This window comes from Photorhabdus tasmaniensis, from assembly GCF_011189505.1.
Classification (GTDB): Bacteria; Pseudomonadota; Gammaproteobacteria; order Enterobacterales; family Enterobacteriaceae; genus Photorhabdus; species Photorhabdus tasmaniensis.
In genome coordinates this window covers 18,230-36,146 of record NZ_PUJU01000014.1, presented here as the reverse complement: position 1 = coordinate 36,146, position 17,917 = coordinate 18,230, and the positions used below count along the sequence as shown (strand labels likewise).

The 17,917-nt window shown below is 37.7% G+C and carries 15 protein-coding genes and 4 tRNA genes; 9 read left to right on the top strand and 10 right to left on the bottom strand.

Going from position 1 to position 17,917, the window contains the following annotated elements:
* Positions 1-67 precede the first annotated feature (67 nt).
* The 7 genes from cheW to C5471_RS08555 all read right to left on the bottom strand — a co-directional run bounded on the left by cheW (position 68) and on the right by C5471_RS08555 (position 9,693).
* Positions 68-565: a chemotaxis protein CheW gene (gene cheW, locus C5471_RS08585; RefSeq protein ID WP_133815920.1), complete on the bottom strand. Its 498-nt coding sequence runs from the start codon at positions 563-565 to the stop codon at positions 68-70.
* A 53-nt stretch (positions 566-618) separates the two neighbouring features.
* Complete coding sequence (gene cheA, locus C5471_RS08580) at positions 619-2,664, bottom strand: chemotaxis protein CheA (RefSeq protein ID WP_133815921.1); 2,046 nt, start codon at positions 2,662-2,664, stop codon at positions 619-621.
* Between the two features lie 15 nt (positions 2,665-2,679).
* Positions 2,680-3,663 carry a flagellar motor protein MotB gene (gene motB, locus C5471_RS08575; protein ID WP_133815922.1) on the bottom strand — a complete coding sequence of 328 codons (984 nt, stop codon included), beginning with the start codon at positions 3,661-3,663 and terminating at the stop codon, positions 2,680-2,682.
* Positions 3,660-4,547, bottom strand: coding sequence for a flagellar motor stator protein MotA (gene motA, locus C5471_RS08570; protein WP_133815923.1), 888 nt, complete (start codon positions 4,545-4,547; stop codon positions 3,660-3,662). Before motA ends, motB begins: the two co-directional genes overlap by 4 nt.
* 136 nt (positions 4,548-4,683) lie before the next feature.
* Complete coding sequence (gene flhC, locus C5471_RS08565; protein ID WP_133815924.1) at positions 4,684-5,265, bottom strand: flagellar transcriptional regulator FlhC; 582 nt, start codon at positions 5,263-5,265, stop codon at positions 4,684-4,686.
* 3 nt (positions 5,266-5,268) lie between these two features.
* Entirely contained in the window at positions 5,269-5,619 is a 351-nt protein-coding gene (gene flhD / locus C5471_RS08560; RefSeq protein ID WP_133815925.1) for a flagellar transcriptional regulator FlhD, read from the bottom strand.
* Between the two features lie 3,381 nt (positions 5,620-9,000).
* On the bottom strand, positions 9,001-9,693 hold the full coding sequence (locus C5471_RS08555) for an MgtC family protein (RefSeq protein ID WP_166295792.1): 693 nt from the start codon (positions 9,691-9,693) through the stop codon (positions 9,001-9,003).
* A gap of 195 nt (positions 9,694-9,888) precedes the next feature.
* Here C5471_RS08555 and C5471_RS23940 point away from each other — a divergent pair, with 195 nt between their 5' ends.
* Positions 9,889-10,158, top strand: a complete 270-nt coding sequence (locus tag C5471_RS23940; RefSeq protein ID WP_207627262.1) for a hypothetical protein — start codon at positions 9,889-9,891, stop codon at positions 10,156-10,158.
* Here C5471_RS23940 and cspE read toward each other — a convergent pair.
* The gene (gene cspE, locus C5471_RS08550) at positions 10,151-10,363 is read right to left on the bottom strand and encodes a transcription antiterminator/RNA stability regulator CspE (protein WP_010847246.1); all 213 of its coding nucleotides are present in this window, start codon (positions 10,361-10,363) and stop codon (positions 10,151-10,153) included. The genes C5471_RS23940 and cspE overlap by 8 nt on opposite strands.
* A gap of 479 nt (positions 10,364-10,842) precedes the next feature.
* Here cspE and C5471_RS08545 point away from each other — a divergent pair, with 479 nt between their 5' ends.
* Both C5471_RS08545 and C5471_RS08540 read left to right on the top strand, forming a co-directional pair.
* A complete protein-coding gene (locus C5471_RS08545; RefSeq protein ID WP_133815926.1) occupies positions 10,843-11,361 on the top strand; it encodes a YlaC family protein in 519 nt (172 codons plus the stop codon).
* A 118-nt stretch (positions 11,362-11,479) separates the two neighbouring features.
* Positions 11,480-11,555, top strand: a tRNA-Asn gene (locus tag C5471_RS08540).
* Between the two features lie 125 nt (positions 11,556-11,680).
* Here C5471_RS08540 and C5471_RS08535 read toward each other — a convergent pair.
* Complete coding sequence (locus tag C5471_RS08535) at positions 11,681-12,754, bottom strand: hypothetical protein (RefSeq protein ID WP_133815927.1); 1,074 nt, start codon at positions 12,752-12,754, stop codon at positions 11,681-11,683.
* 742 nt (positions 12,755-13,496) lie between these two features.
* Between C5471_RS08535 and C5471_RS08530 the strand changes: the two genes are divergently transcribed.
* From C5471_RS08530 to C5471_RS08505, 6 genes are all read left to right on the top strand, one after another.
* A tRNA-Asn gene (locus C5471_RS08530) sits at positions 13,497-13,572 on the top strand.
* A gap of 241 nt (positions 13,573-13,813) precedes the next feature.
* Positions 13,814-13,889 (top strand) — tRNA-Asn (locus tag C5471_RS08525).
* A 246-nt stretch (positions 13,890-14,135) separates the two neighbouring features.
* Positions 14,136-14,211: transfer RNA gene (locus C5471_RS08520), tRNA-Asn, on the top strand.
* Between the two features lie 217 nt (positions 14,212-14,428).
* The gene (pyrC, locus tag C5471_RS08515; protein ID WP_133815928.1) at positions 14,429-15,481 is read left to right on the top strand and encodes a dihydroorotase; all 1,053 of its coding nucleotides are present in this window, start codon (positions 14,429-14,431) and stop codon (positions 15,479-15,481) included.
* A 201-nt stretch (positions 15,482-15,682) separates the two neighbouring features.
* Positions 15,683-15,937, top strand: coding sequence for a biofilm formation regulator BssS (gene bssS, locus C5471_RS08510; RefSeq protein WP_133815929.1), 255 nt, complete (start codon positions 15,683-15,685; stop codon positions 15,935-15,937).
* A gap of 203 nt (positions 15,938-16,140) precedes the next feature.
* Entirely contained in the window at positions 16,141-16,743 is a 603-nt protein-coding gene (locus C5471_RS08505) for a LuxR C-terminal-related transcriptional regulator (protein ID WP_133815996.1), read from the top strand.
* 59 nt (positions 16,744-16,802) lie between these two features.
* On the opposite strand, the gene trhO is transcribed toward C5471_RS08505, so the two are convergent.
* Complete coding sequence (trhO, locus tag C5471_RS08500; protein WP_133815930.1) at positions 16,803-17,861, bottom strand: oxygen-dependent tRNA uridine(34) hydroxylase TrhO; 1,059 nt, start codon at positions 17,859-17,861, stop codon at positions 16,803-16,805.
* Between the last annotated feature and the right edge of the window lie 56 nt (positions 17,862-17,917).

Sequence of the window (17,917 nt, the reverse complement as noted above, 5' to 3'; positions counted from 1 at the left end):
AAATAGCTGCCATCTAGTCGTCATGGCAGCTATTCTTGATGACTATTTTTATGGCGAGTTTTTATAGCTAGTTTTTAGCCACTGAATCTACCAGCTCCATCTCTTCACTATTTAGCAGCTTCTCAATATCCACCAGAATCAACATGCGATCATCAAGTGAACCCAAGCCCGTCAGATACTCAGTAGACAATGTCACTGCAAATTCCGGAGCCGGGCAGATTTGTTCAGCTTTAAGCGATAAAACATCTGAAACACCATCAACAACGATACCAACCACTCGGTTCAACAGATTCAGCACAATAACCACTGTATTATCATTGTAGGTAACAGTTTCCTGAGCGAACTTAATTCTCAAGTCAATAATAGGAACAATAACACCACGTAGATTGGTTATCCCTTTTATGAATGCGGGCGTATTTGCAATACGGGTGACCTGATCATAACCACGTATCTCCTGTACTTTAAGTATTTCGATACCATATTCTTCATCACCCAGGGTAAAAACCAGATATCCTTCCCCGGCAGTTTCTCCCGACAATTTATTAAAAGCTTCTATGGCCGACATAACCTTACCTTTTGCTGTGAGCTTGACGATTTTCTATGAGGATAAAGCCCCATTCAATACTTATTTCTTTCTAATAACTCAGATTTGCTCAGTGCCAGTTGGTCATGATTGAGCTGCTGCAATGCAGAAATATCAACAATCAGTGCCACACTGCCATCGCCCATAATTGTGGCAGCGGATATTCCCGGTACTTTACGGTAGTTACTTTCGATATTTTTCACAACCACCTGGTGCTGCCCAACTAACTGATCAACCAGCAAAGCATAACGACGACCAGCACTCTGTACAATCACAATAATCCCTTTCGTCGGATCTGTTTTCGCCTCAGAAATATCAAAAACCCGATATAACTTAATCAGTGGTAAATATTCTCCTCTGACATGCAGTAATTTTTCATCACCAGCCAATGGATAAATATCCTCTTCCTGCGGCTGAAGGGAGCTGACTACCGCGCTCAGTGGTAAAATAAACACTTCGTCATTCACTTTCACTGACATACCATCGAGGATTGCCAACGTCAGAGGTAACAAAATTCGTGTCACTGTCCCTTTACCTGCCTGGAAGTTAATCTGGATTTGTCCTCCCATCTCCTGAATATTTCGCTTGACCACATCCATGCCTACACCACGGCCAGACACATCTGTCACCACTTCAGCAGTGGAAAAACCAGGGGCGAAAATCAACATAGCAACCTCTTCGTTACTCATGTTTTCACTGACTGATAACCCTTGTGATATCGCTTTGGCCAGAATTTTTTCACGATTCAGCCCAGCGCCATCATCGACAACTTCAATGCAGATATTCCCGCCCTGATGTTCAGCAGAAAGTGTCAGGTTACCCGTTTCAGGCTTACCCGCAGCCAGTCGAACTTCCGGTTCTTCAATACCATGATCAAGGCTGTTACGGACCAGATGGGTCAGCGGATCAATAATGCGCTCAATTAAACTCTTATCCAGTTCAGTGGAACTGCCAATCAAAGTCAGATCCACTTTTTTATTCAGTTTGCCAGCAAGATCCCTGACTAAACGTGGATAACGGCTGAACACATATTCCATTGGCATCATACGAATAGACATCACAGACTCTTGCAAATCTCTGGAATTCCGTTGTAACTGAACCATGCAATTCAGTAAATCGCCATGTGAATTAGGTTCAAGATCGTTACAATGCTGTGCCAGCATAGACTGTGTAATAACCAATTCACCCACCAGGTTGATCAGCTGATCAACCTTTTCAACTGCAACCCGAATGCTGGAAGATTCTGCACGCTGACGTGGCGATCCAGCCGGTGGCATAGGTGCAGGACGCCCAGCCGGCGGTATGGCTCTTTTTTCCGGCACCGCCACTTTGACGGCTTTATCTGCATCCCGGTTTTTAACTTCATCTTTTGGTTCGATTACCGGCAAAAAAGTGATCTGTTCTGGCTCAATCACAAAACAGAGCACAGCGGTAATGTCATCTTCTGTGGCTGATGTTACCAATGAGGCTTCCACACTATCCCGGGTCTGTTCAGCATCATAAACCTCCCCCAGATTAGCCAGTTCATCCAGCATCAAAGAAACTTCGCGCTCTTTCAGACCAGACAGATGAACCCGAACTCTGCCTTGCTGGTTTTTAGTCACAACAGGTTCCGGTTTTAATTCTGGTTCGGATTCAGACAATCCTGATGCTACCTCAGCGATGACAAGCTCAACCTCACCTTCATTTTCTTTCTGTACTTCCAATGCAAGCTGGCGCAAAGTCTCACCGATGTAGATAAACGCACTTTCATCCGGCTCCTGAGAACTTTTATAGGCATCCAACTGTTGTTGCATAATATCTTTCGCTTCTAAAAACAGGTTGATAATGTCAGTCGTCAGACTCATTTCATCTCGTCTGGCGCTGTCGAGCAAATTTTCCAGAACATGCGTAGTTTGCTGTAGCTTGATAAAACCAAAAGTCGCAGCTCCCCCTTTTATTGAGTGGGCACTGCGAAAAATAGCATTCAACTGTTCCTGATCTGGTGCATCGGGATCAAGCTGCAATAGATGCTGCTCCATATCCTCCAGCAATTCATCTGCTTCATCAAAAAAAGTCTGATAAAACGCGGTAATATCCATCGTTACTTTGTCACCTTAGTCGGTACCACGATTAGGCTCAGTACTCAGTGATTCTGATTGAGCCGATATTGTGATTTCATTGGATTGTTGTGTTGGCTCACTTTCAGCCGAATCCTTTCTAATCACCTCGTGAATTTCCTGACTATCGTTAATAATCAAGGAATTGCTACCGGTGTTTTGCTGTTCAATCCGCTCTTCCGCTTGCTTATTGAGCACTAAAATACTGATACGACGGTTAACCGGTGAACTGGCATCTTCCTGCTTCAGGCGGACCGTTGAAGCCATACCGACAACCCGCAATATCTTGCCTTCATCCAACCCGCCTATCAGCAGCTCTCTCCTTGACGCATTAGCCCGATCTGCGGATAGCTCCCAGTTACTGTAACCACGATCACCATTGGCATATTTCAAGTCATCAGTATGACCGGACAGGCTGATTTTATTTGGAATACCGTTCAGGATTGGTGCAATAGCCCGCAAGATATCACTCATGTAGCTTTCGACTTTTGCACTGCCAATCATAAACATTGGCCGATTTTCCCGGTCAATAATCTGGATACGTAACCCTTCATCCATCATGTCAATCAACAGATGTGGACGTAATGCTTTAAGGCGGGGATCAGTAATAATCAACTGATCGAGTTGCTCACGCAACCTGTTTAACCTGCGGGATTCATCATTATCTTCAACGACTTCAACCTGACGCAAAATATCGCCTTCCTGATAAAGTATATCCTGCCCTCCCCCAGGAATAGGATTAGTGCTATCACTGCTGTGTTCCCCTTTATTTATTGCAACTTGTAACGGGGTGCGGAAGTATTCTGCAATTCTGGTCAACTCCTGAGGGCTGGAAATTGCCAGCAGCCACATAACCAGAAAAAATGCCATCATGGCAGTCATAAAGTCAGCATAGGCAATCTTCCATGAACCTCCATGATGTCCGATGTCATTTTTTTTACGTCTTTTTACCCTAATGACCGAGACGTTACACTCCTTCATACTTGTTCTTCAGTTTCTTGCTGAACAGGCGCTTTCACCCGACGAACATGTTCTTCCAGCTCAGTGAAAGAAGGACGATCCGTGAGGTACAATGTCTTACGGCCAAATTCAACAGCAATTTGCGGGGCATAGCCGTTCAGGCTGGATAGCAATGTCACTTTAATGCATTGCATCATTTTAATATGTTCACCACTGCGCTGACGTAGCAAAGTTGCCAATGGCGAGACAAAACCATAGGCCAATAAAATACCGAGGAATGTCCCAACCATAGCATGAGCAATCAGCACGCCAAGCTCTCCTGCCGGACGATCTGCCGAACCCAAAGCATTAACAACCCCCATAACAGCAGCAACAATACCAAAAGCAGGAAGTGAATCGCCAATCATCGTCAGACTGGTCGCCGGGATCTCGCTTTCCTGCTCATAAGTTTCAATTTCTTCATCCATCAAAGCCTCAATTTCGTGAGGATTCATATTGCCACTCACAATCAACCGCATGTAATCGGTGACAAAATCCATCAAATGCTGATCCTTAAGCAAACGTGGATATTGGGTGAAAATATCACTCTGTTGCGGATTTTCAATATCCCGCTCTAATGCCAAAACACCATGCATACGGGATTTTGCTAATAATCGGAAAAGCAGAGCCATCAGATCCATATACATCGTTTTGTTATAGTTAGATCTGCGCATTAGCTTTGGCAAAACACGCAATGTTGCCTTAATCGCTTTTCCGTTGTTACCAACAATAAAAGCGCCGATGCCAGCACCAGTGATAATTAAAAATTCAGCAGGTTGATAAAGTGCGCCCAAATGACCACCTACAATCAGGTAACCACCGATTACCGCACCAAAAACTACGATATATCCTAAAAGTACTAACACGCGATATCCTTTAGCTAAGTTGGTGAGCGGATGGGAAGTTGAACAGTCTGAATCCAGAATGGTTGTAGTTTCAACACAGGCTACAAGAAAAAAAGTGCAAATCCGTAACCTGTAGGAATGGTTTTCCCATTTAAATTCACATTGCGCGCTGAGCAAGTCCATCCAGCAGTTGTGAATTACTATCGGCAGACTGAGAGGAAAGTTTACGTTTTTTTACTGCGCGTGATGGCGGTTGGCAAAGACTACAAACAAAGCTATTCACAGGTTGATGAGCATGAGTAATAAAAGTTCCTCCACAAGTACGGCACTGTGAAGGTTGCAACATGCCACTGTCTACGAAACGTACCAGAGTCCAAGCGCGAGTCAACGCCAGAATAGGAGCATCCCCTTCAACAGGAGGGCATTGTTCAAGATAGAGCCGATAAGCTTTAACAACCGCCTCCACACCATAGCAATAACCGCTTTTAAGTAAGAAACGATAGGCATTATAAAACATTGATGAATGAATATTTTGTTCCCAAGTCATAAACCAATCTGTTGAAAAAGGCAGCATCCCCTTAGGCGGAGGGCTTCCCCTCAATTCTTTATAAAGCTTAATTAGTCGCCCTCTGCTTAATTGTGTTTCACTTTCAAGCATTTGTAATCGTGCGCCCAAAGTGATGAGTTCCATCGCAAGATGTATATCCTTAGCTTCTTGAACTATACTTTTCTCGGCCATCTCTTATGCTCTTTTTTTCACTGATGTATCGTCTTTCGATGATAACTGCTGAAACAAATGAGTAGATAACAAAATGCCTGTGTGTATTTGTTGTAAATCATCTACTCGAGATTCCTTGGTAAGCTGCTGAATAGTTTCACTGTCTTCGAACCGGAAATTACAGACTAATTGATTAGTTTCGGCAAGCTTTATCAACTGAGGTAATGTCAATTCAGACAACGTATCAGCCATAGAATCGCTAATACCTAAACGGAACATCGCTGATGCTTTTTCATGGTTAATTAACCGCTGAGCTAAAAGCAGATACGATAAATTTATGTCATAAATATGTTTGAGCAATTCAACCGTACTCATTTGTCTATCCCGTCCGATTACATTAAAAAATCAGTTAAGTGTTCGAAAAACCACTCGTGACAAAATTCCTAAAATAGCTTAGGGATTAATAATCTCTTACATAACTAAAATATACAAGCTTAGTCATAGCAGTAACCATCCTTTGTATTACTTTTGATTCGTCCAACCTCAAAAATATTACGGTAGTGAGCTGCAAAGGTATTATCGCGTTACCTGATATAACATTTTTACTGTCGATTAAGAATATTCCTAATCCAGAACAACTTTACTCCTGAATCATCAACTTATACAACGGAAAGAGAATGCAATTTTAAATACTATGTGACATAACTCACAAAAACAAAGGCTTTTAATATGCATTTAATCGATAAATTGATCATTAATCACACAAACAATTAAATAAAATCCAAATTTCCAATCCTAATAAGTTAAATTATCTAAATAAAAATATTAGGTATATTTTTTGATTTTATACGATCTATTAAACTTATAAACTCAAAATAACGACAAAAAAAGCCACCCTTAGTCAAATAATTATAACAAAATAAGTTTTATCACTGAGTAATAGGTATAAACAATCATCTTATTCTAAGATCTGACTTTTCCATTTGTACGATAAAATAGATTGATTTTATGTAAAATCTGGTTGCAAAAAAGATACGGGTATGATCACTTTTAGTTTAGATTTGTATTTTTTTTAACCGCAAGACTTAACTAAAAACACATACCACCACGCTCAAATAACACTAACCATACAAAAATAGTATAAAATACAGTAAGATAATGAATAAAAAAACAACTACAATAGCACTTTACTGCTTAAATAACAGGCAATATACAGTATAAAGATAATCGAAAATGCAAACAATTTTGACTCCAAGCAATCAAATCAACGACACAAATCATTAAAAAAACTTATCAAAAAATCATATTTCATAATATAATAAAACACAAAAGCCTCTTGTTGATTACTTTATCTTTTTCGCCTTTAGTTTTCATATTTTAAATTATAAATTAATTAAATTTACACATAATCAATATATATTCTTTAAAAACATTAGGCATTTTAAATAAACATTAGGTTATTTATTAATCTAATATTCCACTTTAAAGATTTATAATAGATATAATTACAGATATAAAATCCTCAATCAAAATAAATATATAAAAAATACCAATCACGAATATAATCACCACTTATTATATAATTCATAAATCAATATTTAGACAAATAACATATACTATTTCAGAGTTCATGCTCTTATAATACAAATTAAATAAAATTATTAAAACAACTTTTCATCATCATACATTATTTCATGCAAAATTTACAACCCTTCTCCCAAAAACATTATTTTCATATGTAAAAAACACCAATAGGGCTGAAATTAATAGACATTCTAAACACCATTTATTTCAATGATAATCATAGATAAAAAAATAAAATCCATAAGGACAAAATAATTAATTAAGAATTGTTGTAAAAACAATCAATGATGATAAGGCAGTAAAATAAAAGCAATATCCTACCAAGATAATATAATTAATAATCATTGATAATAAAAATATCATAATATTTTCATATCAAATATATAGAAGATATTACTTTGATAAGTAATTTATTTCCCTATATAAATAGTAGTTATACTTTTTCAAGTGACTAATAACCATTCTCCGAGCATGGAAAATAATGCAACAACTGATTACAGTCCCATCTAACCACAGAAAACATTCTTAGGACAAAAACTCTAAACCCATTAGCGGATTAAATGAGAAAAGAATAAAATAGATATCGAGAATCATTATCAGTTATGCAATCAATAATACTGAATAGACCGTTGTATCTTGGATAAAAGATATCCTTCATGAGAGCAAAATACAAACAAACCGCACCTGCCATTGAATACACTGATCTGAATGGAATAAAACCACTAATACAACATTTTTTACTGAAAAAATGCCTAATATCAACATATATTCCTATATAATAAAACAATTCTGCCAATACAATAAAATAAAATAAAATATCCAATATTTTTAGCCCCTCATTGATAAAGTTTTCTCAGAAACTCCCTATCCATTTTATCTCAATGTAAAGAAAGCTACGAAATATCACATATCAAATTTTGTACTAGTAAATGAATATTTTTCATCAGAAAAAATGAAATAAAAATGCTGACAATTAACATTGAAAAAACATTACTAAAGTCTGAACTTACCGTTATATTCAAGCACTTGATGATATTCCCTAACGTCTATCTCCCTTAACTATCCTTTGTCTAATCCTCGCTGATTTTTCCCAAGTCGGGTAATATCTATCACTTTTTTTGTCTATCTGTACCTGTTGTAACATCAACATATCTCAATACCATGGCCTTATTAATGTCATTACCAGGTAAACCCTCCGTATACCGGTTCTTTTATAACATGGGATCTTTACAACACCTCAGTTCACTAAATACCACTCTTATTCCATTTCCCAGGATTCCAGCACCTACTTGCTCAGTTTGTTGGGTTATTAAAATAACATCGGAATCTAATCCTACATCATGACAAGCCATGACAGTAATAACAGAATTATCTTCGGTAAGAACTTTTACTGTCCCTCCATACTCTTTTAATACAGAAATAGCAAAGGTAACTCTCTCCTCTGCGGGAACAAAAAAAGTTAGTCATTCTTGTAATATTACGGCTCCTTCACCATCAAAAAGTAGTAAGTGTTTTTACTTTATCATTGAACAAATATCGAACTGCCAAATTAATACGCTGAAATTTTGTCTGATGGTAACCATTAGCTACTACTATTATTTTTTCACGGCATACTTCATCAAGCAGAATTATTATCTATTTTACTCTTATATCAGAACAAACTTAGATCATTTCCTCTACTTCACTTTTGCAAGTAAAATGATATTTCCACTGAAAGTTCTGAGCAGTAATAGGCAGCCAATGCCAAACAAAATAAAATGGTGACTCATCAATTTTTCTGTATCTGCGTATGATACCGGTATCAGCTTTACCCAACCAAACTTGATGTAAGAGTGACAATCATCAGCAACATCTCAATAATTAATTAGCTTACAATTACATCAGTAAAAAATACTAAAATTGAACCATCTACATTCTAATAAAACCATTTACAAATAATAACATTAAAAAATCATTATCCACATAAAGCAAATTTGTAACCAACCCATATAATAAGCAAAAGCGCAATTGGTTAAATAAAAACCACATTATTCGGAAAATAATTTCTTAATTACGCGTTGCCTAGCTGAAAAAACATGCTATAGGCAACGCTCTATTGGTTTTACATGATGGAAAAACCGTGACTCTTTATCGAACAAAATTATTATTGTTTTATACAAATAATTTTCAGATTTATAGCTCAGAAGCAATTTTCCAGTTTATTGAGCTAACGCTTCTTTCCAAACTCATACGACAAACAATCGCTTCTATCTCTTTTTGATCAGTGAGTGTTGCTAACACTTCAGCACACACTTCAAGTTTTCCAGGTTGGAGCATATCAGTGAAACTCAGTGATTGTAGCCTCACGGCTACTCCATTAAGAGCCTGTAACACTAAAGTTCTTACCAGAACTCCATCATTACTATCACACACTACGTGAATTTTATAACGCTGTGCCTGATCAGCGGCCAGCTGTCTGGGTTGTAAATTAATGCGTTGAGCAGCTTCACGTAATAATATATTTGCGCAAAGAATAATCGCTGTCGCTATCGCAGCCAGCCAATACTGCCCAAGGCCACATAACACACCAATTCCTGCGGAACACCACAAAGTTGCTGCGGTATTTAATCCACGAATATTCATGCCCTCTCGCATAATGACACCGGCACCAAGGAAACCAATCCCTGAAACAACCTGCGCAGCAATACGACCAGCACTATCTGGTGAAGTTGTTATTGAACTGAGTATAAAAACAGCGGCACCAGTCGCAACTAATGCATTCGTTCTCAAACCCGCCATACGTTGACGCCATTGACGTTCAGCACCAATTAACGCACCAAAGCACATAGCTGACAACAGATGAAAGACAAAAGGAGTTATTAACATGACATTCTCCATACAACTAAATGGATAAATAATCATGTGCATTTATTTTGCACACAGAAATTTGTGCTGAATGTTTAATTCAGCATTATTTTCTGTACATACCTGGAGGTAACAAAATGTAAATATATAACAGCATAATAGAAAACCCAATATACTATCCCCAGCGACTCCACTGAGTACCGGATAATACCGTCTTTGAGTAAGTACAGCTCAGATATTTTGAGTGGTACCGCCCGCCTTGTTCAGCAAGCAGCAAATCGAAAGGAAATGAACAGCTTGCCGTTTTATTTTTTATTCAACCAAAAACTTCGACTGTCCAATGAATCTAATCTCCTCAATAAAGTTTGCCCGAAGTATAATCAGGAGTACTTAATAAGTAAAGAAAGATATTACTCTAACAAAGAAAAAGCCCGCCACTATATTGAGACAATGACGGACTTAAAAATCATTCAGGCAATCAGATAGCAGTTACGTTTGCTGCTGCTGGGCCTTTAGCACCATTTTCAATGGTGAATTCTACGTTCTGGCCTTCTGCCAAAGTTTTGAAACCGTTACCCTGAATGGCAGAGAAGTGAACGAATACGTCTTTGCTACCGTCAGCTGGGGTGATGAAACCGAAGCCTTTAGACTCGTTGAACCACTTCACTTGACCTTTCATTTTGTCAGACATTGTGACTTTCCTATATATCAAAAAAATTTTGCCAACATGGGCATGTACTGGCCAGTTATCAGCTATTACTTATGGAGGCACTAAGAAGGAAACGGTCAACAAAGGCTATCTGAGGATAACACTTACACATAACTCATTAACTCAAGATGTCGTACATAAAGTAGGTCTGTTTATCAGGCCGGCTGCATTAACTCATGATAGAAAAAGAATAGCAACCTTTTTATGCATTCATGTTTTAAAAAAAACGCCTTCGCTCATTATTAGAGCAATAATATAAAAAATGAAGTCATTAATTATAAATTTTTTTGATTTATTCAACCTTTATCTTAATGAAAGCACTAGGATTAATCTCAATCAATAACAGTTGGTAGATTAAAATATAACAACTGATCTACGTCAGATAGTCTCTCTCATGCTAGCCTTAAGGACCGATAATTATGAAAATATTTCACTTTCTCTTCATTTAATCAGGTCAACATATGAATATCATTAAGCAGATACTGATTCAGGATCTTGAACGAATCAACATTGAAGAACAGCGTGATGGCAAACTCCGTTTTAACAGCCAGTTTATCAGCAACCATCCTTACCTTTGCCTGGCTATGCTCGTTTCCTACCTGATTCTCTCTGCACTTATCTGGTACGCCCCATATTTTGGTTTACTTTCACTGCTAGCCTTCACCGTACTTTTCATTGTTATGGCGGCTGTTTTATTATTCGAAATTAAGCCCGTATATCGGTTTGATGATATCGGTGTGCTTGATCTACGAGTATGTTACAACGGCGAATGGTTCGTCAGCGAAAAAATCTCAGACCAAGCCATTAACGAACTCCATCTCCACCCTCATGTTCCGTTGGCAATAAAGGATGAAATCAAGCGCATTATAAAAATGAAAGGTGAAATACATTTTTATGATGTTTATATCATGGCATTCCCTGAGCAATCGCATACAGAGACATCATTGCCGATGATAAATAAAAGTACTCAGTTTCAGTAAAGTAGCATAGTTATAACACAATGTGTTTATATAGCGAACAAACAATAAAACAATAAGATTTTTTGCGTTGACAGCGTTTCAGTTCATCGCTAACATTCGCCGCGTTCTCAGGAACGATTCCTCCATAGTTCAGTCGGTAGAACGGCGGACTGTTAATCCGTATGTCACTGGTTCAAGTCCAGTTGGAGGAGCCAAATTTAAGTTCGGAGATGCTACAAAAAATTTCCGACACTGTCAGATGCAAAGTCTGAGAAAAAAGCCCAATGTAAATTGGGCTTTTTTTATGTATGCAACAACACATTTAGAAATACCAACCTGATTAATCAAGAACGACTTTATAAACTCTCTCTTTAGATTTATGCAGTATGTTTACTTCACCAACAAATGATATTTCGTAATGAACTCTTACCCAACCATTACCTATATAATTGAAGAACTCAACACCACCGGGCTGACCATCAGCATTTGCTTCAGGATTAATTACAGCTAAACGGAAAATATTACTTTCATCACCATTTAAAGACTCTATATTTAATACTATTTCCCCAACATCCTGATTATCATCAGAATATCCTTTTACGTGAACGGTACCTTTTTTCAATTCCTTATCTTTAAGCTTAACATCATTGACCATAATATTGATATCATAATCAATAATACTCTCACCAATTGGCCGCCCTCTACTCTCATCATATTCATCAATATACGGCACTTCCAAATCACGACGAATCTGAATTGCCACAGGATTTTCATCAAGCTCTACAAATATACGTTGAACCTTAGAGAATTTAGCACTACCGCTTTCACTAATAGTATAATAAACACTATCGTGTTTACCGGCAGTAAGAAGAGAGTTCTTTATAGTTAAGCTACGGATATCATTACTATCTTGTACACTTGGAACAACTTCAATACTATCATCAAAAATAAATTTCAGTTCATGCTTATTTAAGATATTAGAATCAGCAAAAAGTACTTTAACGCCTGCTCTTATATCACCGCTGTCAATAACATTATCATAATTTGCCGGATATATAGGCGCAGCCAATCCTGTTGATTTAAGCTTGAATCGATCCAGAACGGCTTCTGCAACTACATTGTCACTCGCATCTGTGACTTCAGCAACAAATTTAACTGTAGCATTAACTTTTTGATCTGTTTTGACTTTTACCCATATTTCAGATGTTCTACTGATAGGATCAAATACGTTATTGTTATTTACAATTTCATATTCGCCATCATTCAAGCCATGCACCACAATTTTACTTTTATAATTTTCTAATAATACCGAGCCATCATCATCCTTTGGCACTACAAACAATCGTAATGGAACGTTAAACCAATCTTTATGTGAAACCCAGTTAGTTACATCAGTATTAATTAAAAACTTCATGACTTTTCCTCATTTGTTTTATATAAATCACCAGAAAATCAATCATTATTTTCAGGAGAAACATTATCTACTGACTTTATATTTATAATTATTTTCACCTCCTTAATAATAGTTTAACCTTATAACATTAAATTTTTATTTATTAAATTTTGTAAAATTTTTCATGAAATGGCTTTTATTTTTTCATTGCACTTTGGATATTAATGTTAATCCATTACTAAATTAAAAATATCTTAGCATGTTAGCGGTGAATAAAACTTCATTATCAATGGTGAGCTCTTTTACATCTGTTTCGGCCTCGATTAATGCCATGCTTTACAAATTGGAGGTTAGAGAACAAATTACTTTTTCAATTAAGAATTATAGACAAGTAAATTCACAAATAAATATCAAAAGACAATAAGTGACCTGTTAAAATAAATAAAAAAGAAAATTATCATTAAATATAAAAATCCTATAAATAACATTGAAATAAAGTTACTAGATATATATTTACTTATATTTTTAATACTCACAATCAATTATTTTATAAATAAAAAACAGATAATATTTCCACTATCTAACTATCATAGATAGATATTAGTTAATTCTTATATTTCCTGAACTGGAAAGTTTGATTGATTAAAAAATAGTAAAAAACACAATTTTGAACATCAGTTAATCAATCAAACTCAATTTTCACTTTTCCCCTTTGACAAGCCCTAAATACCTAGCTATTATTCGCCCCGTTCTCAGGAACAATTCCTCCATAGTTCAGTCGGTAGAACGGCGGACTGTTAATCCGTATGTCACTGGTTCGAGTCCAGTTGGAGGAGCCAAATTAGAGAAGCCCGCTTAGTGCGGGCTTTTTGCATTTCTGACCCCACTCTTCAGTTACAACGTAACATTTATAATCCTAATCAACCGACTTCCATAACATACAGTTTCCAACAAACAACCTTCATTCCGCATAAATACAGAGCAACAAGTTCAGTTTTCCAGCAAACAAACCTTATTTGTTATTTTCTGCTTTGACAAAGCAAAAGTGTACCGCTAATATGCACCCCGTTGTAACGCAATTCCTCCATAGTTCAGTCGGTAGAACGGCGGACTGTTAATCCGTATGTCACTGGTTCAAGTCCAGTTGGAGGAGCCAAATTAAGAAAAGCCCGCTTGATGCGGGCTTTTTGCTTTCCTAATCTCGCCAGTCACTGACAATGTGACAAAGACACAATAATTCTATCAAACCCACCTTTGTAGCATACCATTCCAGCAAACAACCATTATTCAGCATAAAAACAAACCAACAAGTTCAGTTTTCCAGCAAACAAACATTATTTGTCGTTTTCTACTTTGACAAAGCAAAAATGTGCCGCTAATATGCGCCCCGTTGTGAAGGAGTTCCTCCATAGTTCAGTCGGTAGAACGGCGGACTGTTAATCCGTATGTCACTGGTTCGAGTCCAGTTGGAGGAGCCAACTTCATTTCTTGTTTTACCCTCATATTTCATTTTTTTCTTGTTGATAAGAAAATCCACCTCTGATTACCCTAAGTTTATTGATTTAACTAAATTTTTTACTAAAAATTACATTCATTAATAGCTATTTAACTGTTTTGGCTTTATTATCCATTCCCGGCTTGAATATGCTGAACTCAGCATATTTCCTTCCTATCATATATACTGGAGCCGGTTTCATGACCACTAAATCATATACAATAAAAATCCGCCGCCCTGATGACTGGCACATTCATTTCCGTGATGGTGAAATGCTAAAAACCGTCGTTCCTTATACCAGTCACTATTTCGGACGGGCTATCATCATGCCTAATCTGCTTTCGCCGATTACAGACGTAGCTAGTGCTAAAGCCTATCGAGACAGAATACTGGCAGCCATCCCCGAAGGAGATAATTTCCAGCCTCTTATGACTTGCTATCTTACTGATTCTACTGATAGTTCTCAGATAGAAAGGGGTTATAAAGAAGGCATTTTTACCGCTTGTAAACTCTACCCTGCCAATGCCACAACCAATTCAAGTCACGGTGTCTCTGATATAAAGAATATTTATCCATTATTAGGCATAATGGAAAAACTGGGGATGCCTCTGCTCGTACACGGTGAAGTTACTGCTTCCCATATCGATATTTTTGATCGAGAAGCCCGTTTTATTGAACAGGTAATGGAACCATTGCGTAATCAGTTCCCGGCACTGAAAGTTGTGTTTGAACACATAACAACCAAAGAAGCTGCACAATATGTACTGGAAGGCGGTAATAATCTGGGAGCAACATTAACTCCACAGCACTTAATGTTCAACCGTAACCACATGCTGGTTGGTGGGATACGTCCACACCTGTACTGTCTGCCTATTCTGAAACGCAATATTCACCAGGATGCTTTGCGTGCCGCCATCGCCAGTGGCTGTGATCGCTTCTTCTTAGGTACAGACTCTGCACCTCACTCGCTGCACAAAAAAGAGTCATCCTGTGGTTGTGCCGGCGTATTTAACGCGCCATCTGCATTACCGGCTTACGCAACAGTGTTTGAAGAGATGAATGCATTACACCATTTTGAAGCTTTCTGTTCACTTAATGGCCCTAAATTTTATGGACTGCCCGTCAACGAAGGCTTTGTCGAATTGACTCGCCAATCTTCCATGGTCATTGAACACATTGATTGCAACAATGAAAAACTTATTCCATTTCTGGCTGGCGAAGATGCCCGCTGGGAAGTAAAAGTAGCAGACTGACATACACATGGGGATAGTCATCGTCCCCATTAATTTACATGGCCTGTCAACCCACCAGCGAATGGGCCAATAATTCCTAACAAAAAACCTTCTTACTTTCATTAAAAAGCATATACTAATAATGACTCATTCAAGAATGAGGTAGTTTGCTCTTAGTCAATGATATTAATAAATAATGTAGTGATCTGATTAGGAGGTTTTATGGGCAGTAAAGATGAAGTTATTCAAACGCATCCTGTTGTAGGTTGGGATATCAGTACCGTTGATACGTATGATGCCGTGATGCTACGCCTTCACTATTTATCCTCCCAAGATCAAACACCAGAACATGTCATGGTAGATAGAACCTTATGGTTGACAACTGACATTGCAAAGCAGTTGATATATATCCTCCAGGCAGGGATTGAAAAGATCGAATCCTCAGAATACAGCGATCTGAACCATACTAAGCACTAATAATCTCAAGCCCGGACACCCAAGTAACCGGGTGTCCGGCCTGGAGGCACATTGATTCACCCCAACGATTTTGTCTATAATACCATATCATTAGATAATAATTTCGGATTAAGCTGACTTAACTATCGCAATTGCCGAGTTGACTATCGATAGATAAGGCGTTTATTGTGAGTTCGGCCAAACAGGAACAGGGGCGTACAATAATGAAAATCTTAGTCGTTGAAGAGTGCTATTACACCCGTTCAGGTATCAGTGAGTTTTTAAAGAAAAACGACAATGTTGAAAATATTGAAATTGTTAATTCACCTTCAATTAACGAAGCTATAGATATTGTAGCACGTTTTTCTCCTGATATTATTTTAGTTAATTTAACTCATTATTGTCACCATTCCAGTTATTGTTCTCATTTACAGGAATTTATTACTCTTGTAGGTAACACACGTATCTATATATACCTTAATAGTGACTATCCTTACTGTGAAAATCATATTGCACTGAAAAGCAATACTTTTATTCTGGCAAAGAAAAGCCTGCCCTATTTACTTAATAAATTGAGTCAAATAACATTACAAGAAATTCAGAGACATCGGGCGACAATTGATGGATGTTGTTCTATTTTCAGTCCGAAAGAGCATAAAATCATCGATTACTGGATGAAAGAAGCTCCGAATTACCGGATATCCCAAAAACTAAACATCAGTAATAGCACAGTCTATTCTCATAAAAGGCATATTGCTGAAAAAATAAAAGTGCATAATAGAATTGAACTCTGTTTTATTTACAATATATTCAAATATCTCTACTGAAAAAGCTATTATCTTAAAATAAACTGGCACAGCAATCTCTGTGCCAGCTATTAACAATACTATTTAGTCAACTGTAATGAAGTAATATTTAATCCATCCTGTAGACGATGCCGGGATTTATTAAATATTTTTGCTCCATTTTCTCTACCAGCCCGACGAACACGCTGTTCCATTTCAGGTAGCCTGACTTCTTCCCCACATGCTTCGCTGCAACAACCTTCAAATTTAGCAGCACATTCCGGGCACTGAATAAACAGCAGATGACAACCATCATTCTTACAATTAATATGGCTATCACAAGACGCTCCACATTGATGGCAATGAGCAATAACATCATCTGAAATACGTTCTCCCATCCGCTCATCAAATACAAAGTTTTTACCCATAAAACGCACTGGTAATCCCTGCTCCCTGGCTTTACGGGCATATTCGATAACACCGCCTTCTACGTGATATACGTTTCTAAAACCATTGTGCAACATATAAGCACTGGCCTTTTCACACCGAATACCACCGGTGCAATACATCACAATGTTTTTATCCTTATTATCCTGCAACATTTCCACTGCCATTGGCAATTGTTCGCGGAAGGTATCAGAAGGAATTTCAATTGCATTTTCAAAATGCCCGACTTCATATTCATAGTGATTACGCATATCGACAAATAGCGTCTCAGGATCATCCAACATCTGGTTGACCTGCTCTGCTTTAAGATATTCACCGGTTTTTGATGAATCAAAAGTTTCATCTTCAATACCATCAGCCACTACTCGGTCACGCACTTTCATACGCAAAACCCAGAAAGATTTTCCATCATCATCAAGGGCGATATTCAACCTCAAATTATCCAATGCAGGATCGACGCGATACAGTAACGCTTTAAATGCTTCCAGATGATGAGTTGGTACACTTATCTGTGCATTGATCCCTTCTTTGGCAATATAAACCCGGCCAAATACTGAAAACTCAGTAAACTGTTGATACAGGCTATCGCGGAAAGCCTGAGGATCTAATATATTAAAATATTTATAAAAAGAGAGGGTAGTACGAGGCTGGCTCTCCGCCAGCATACGTGCTTTCAACTCTTTATTAGAAATGCGGTTATGTAACACTGGCATGGTGTACTTTCCTGAATTTCAAGTCATAAGATTAAATGTAATAAGTGATGACCTCC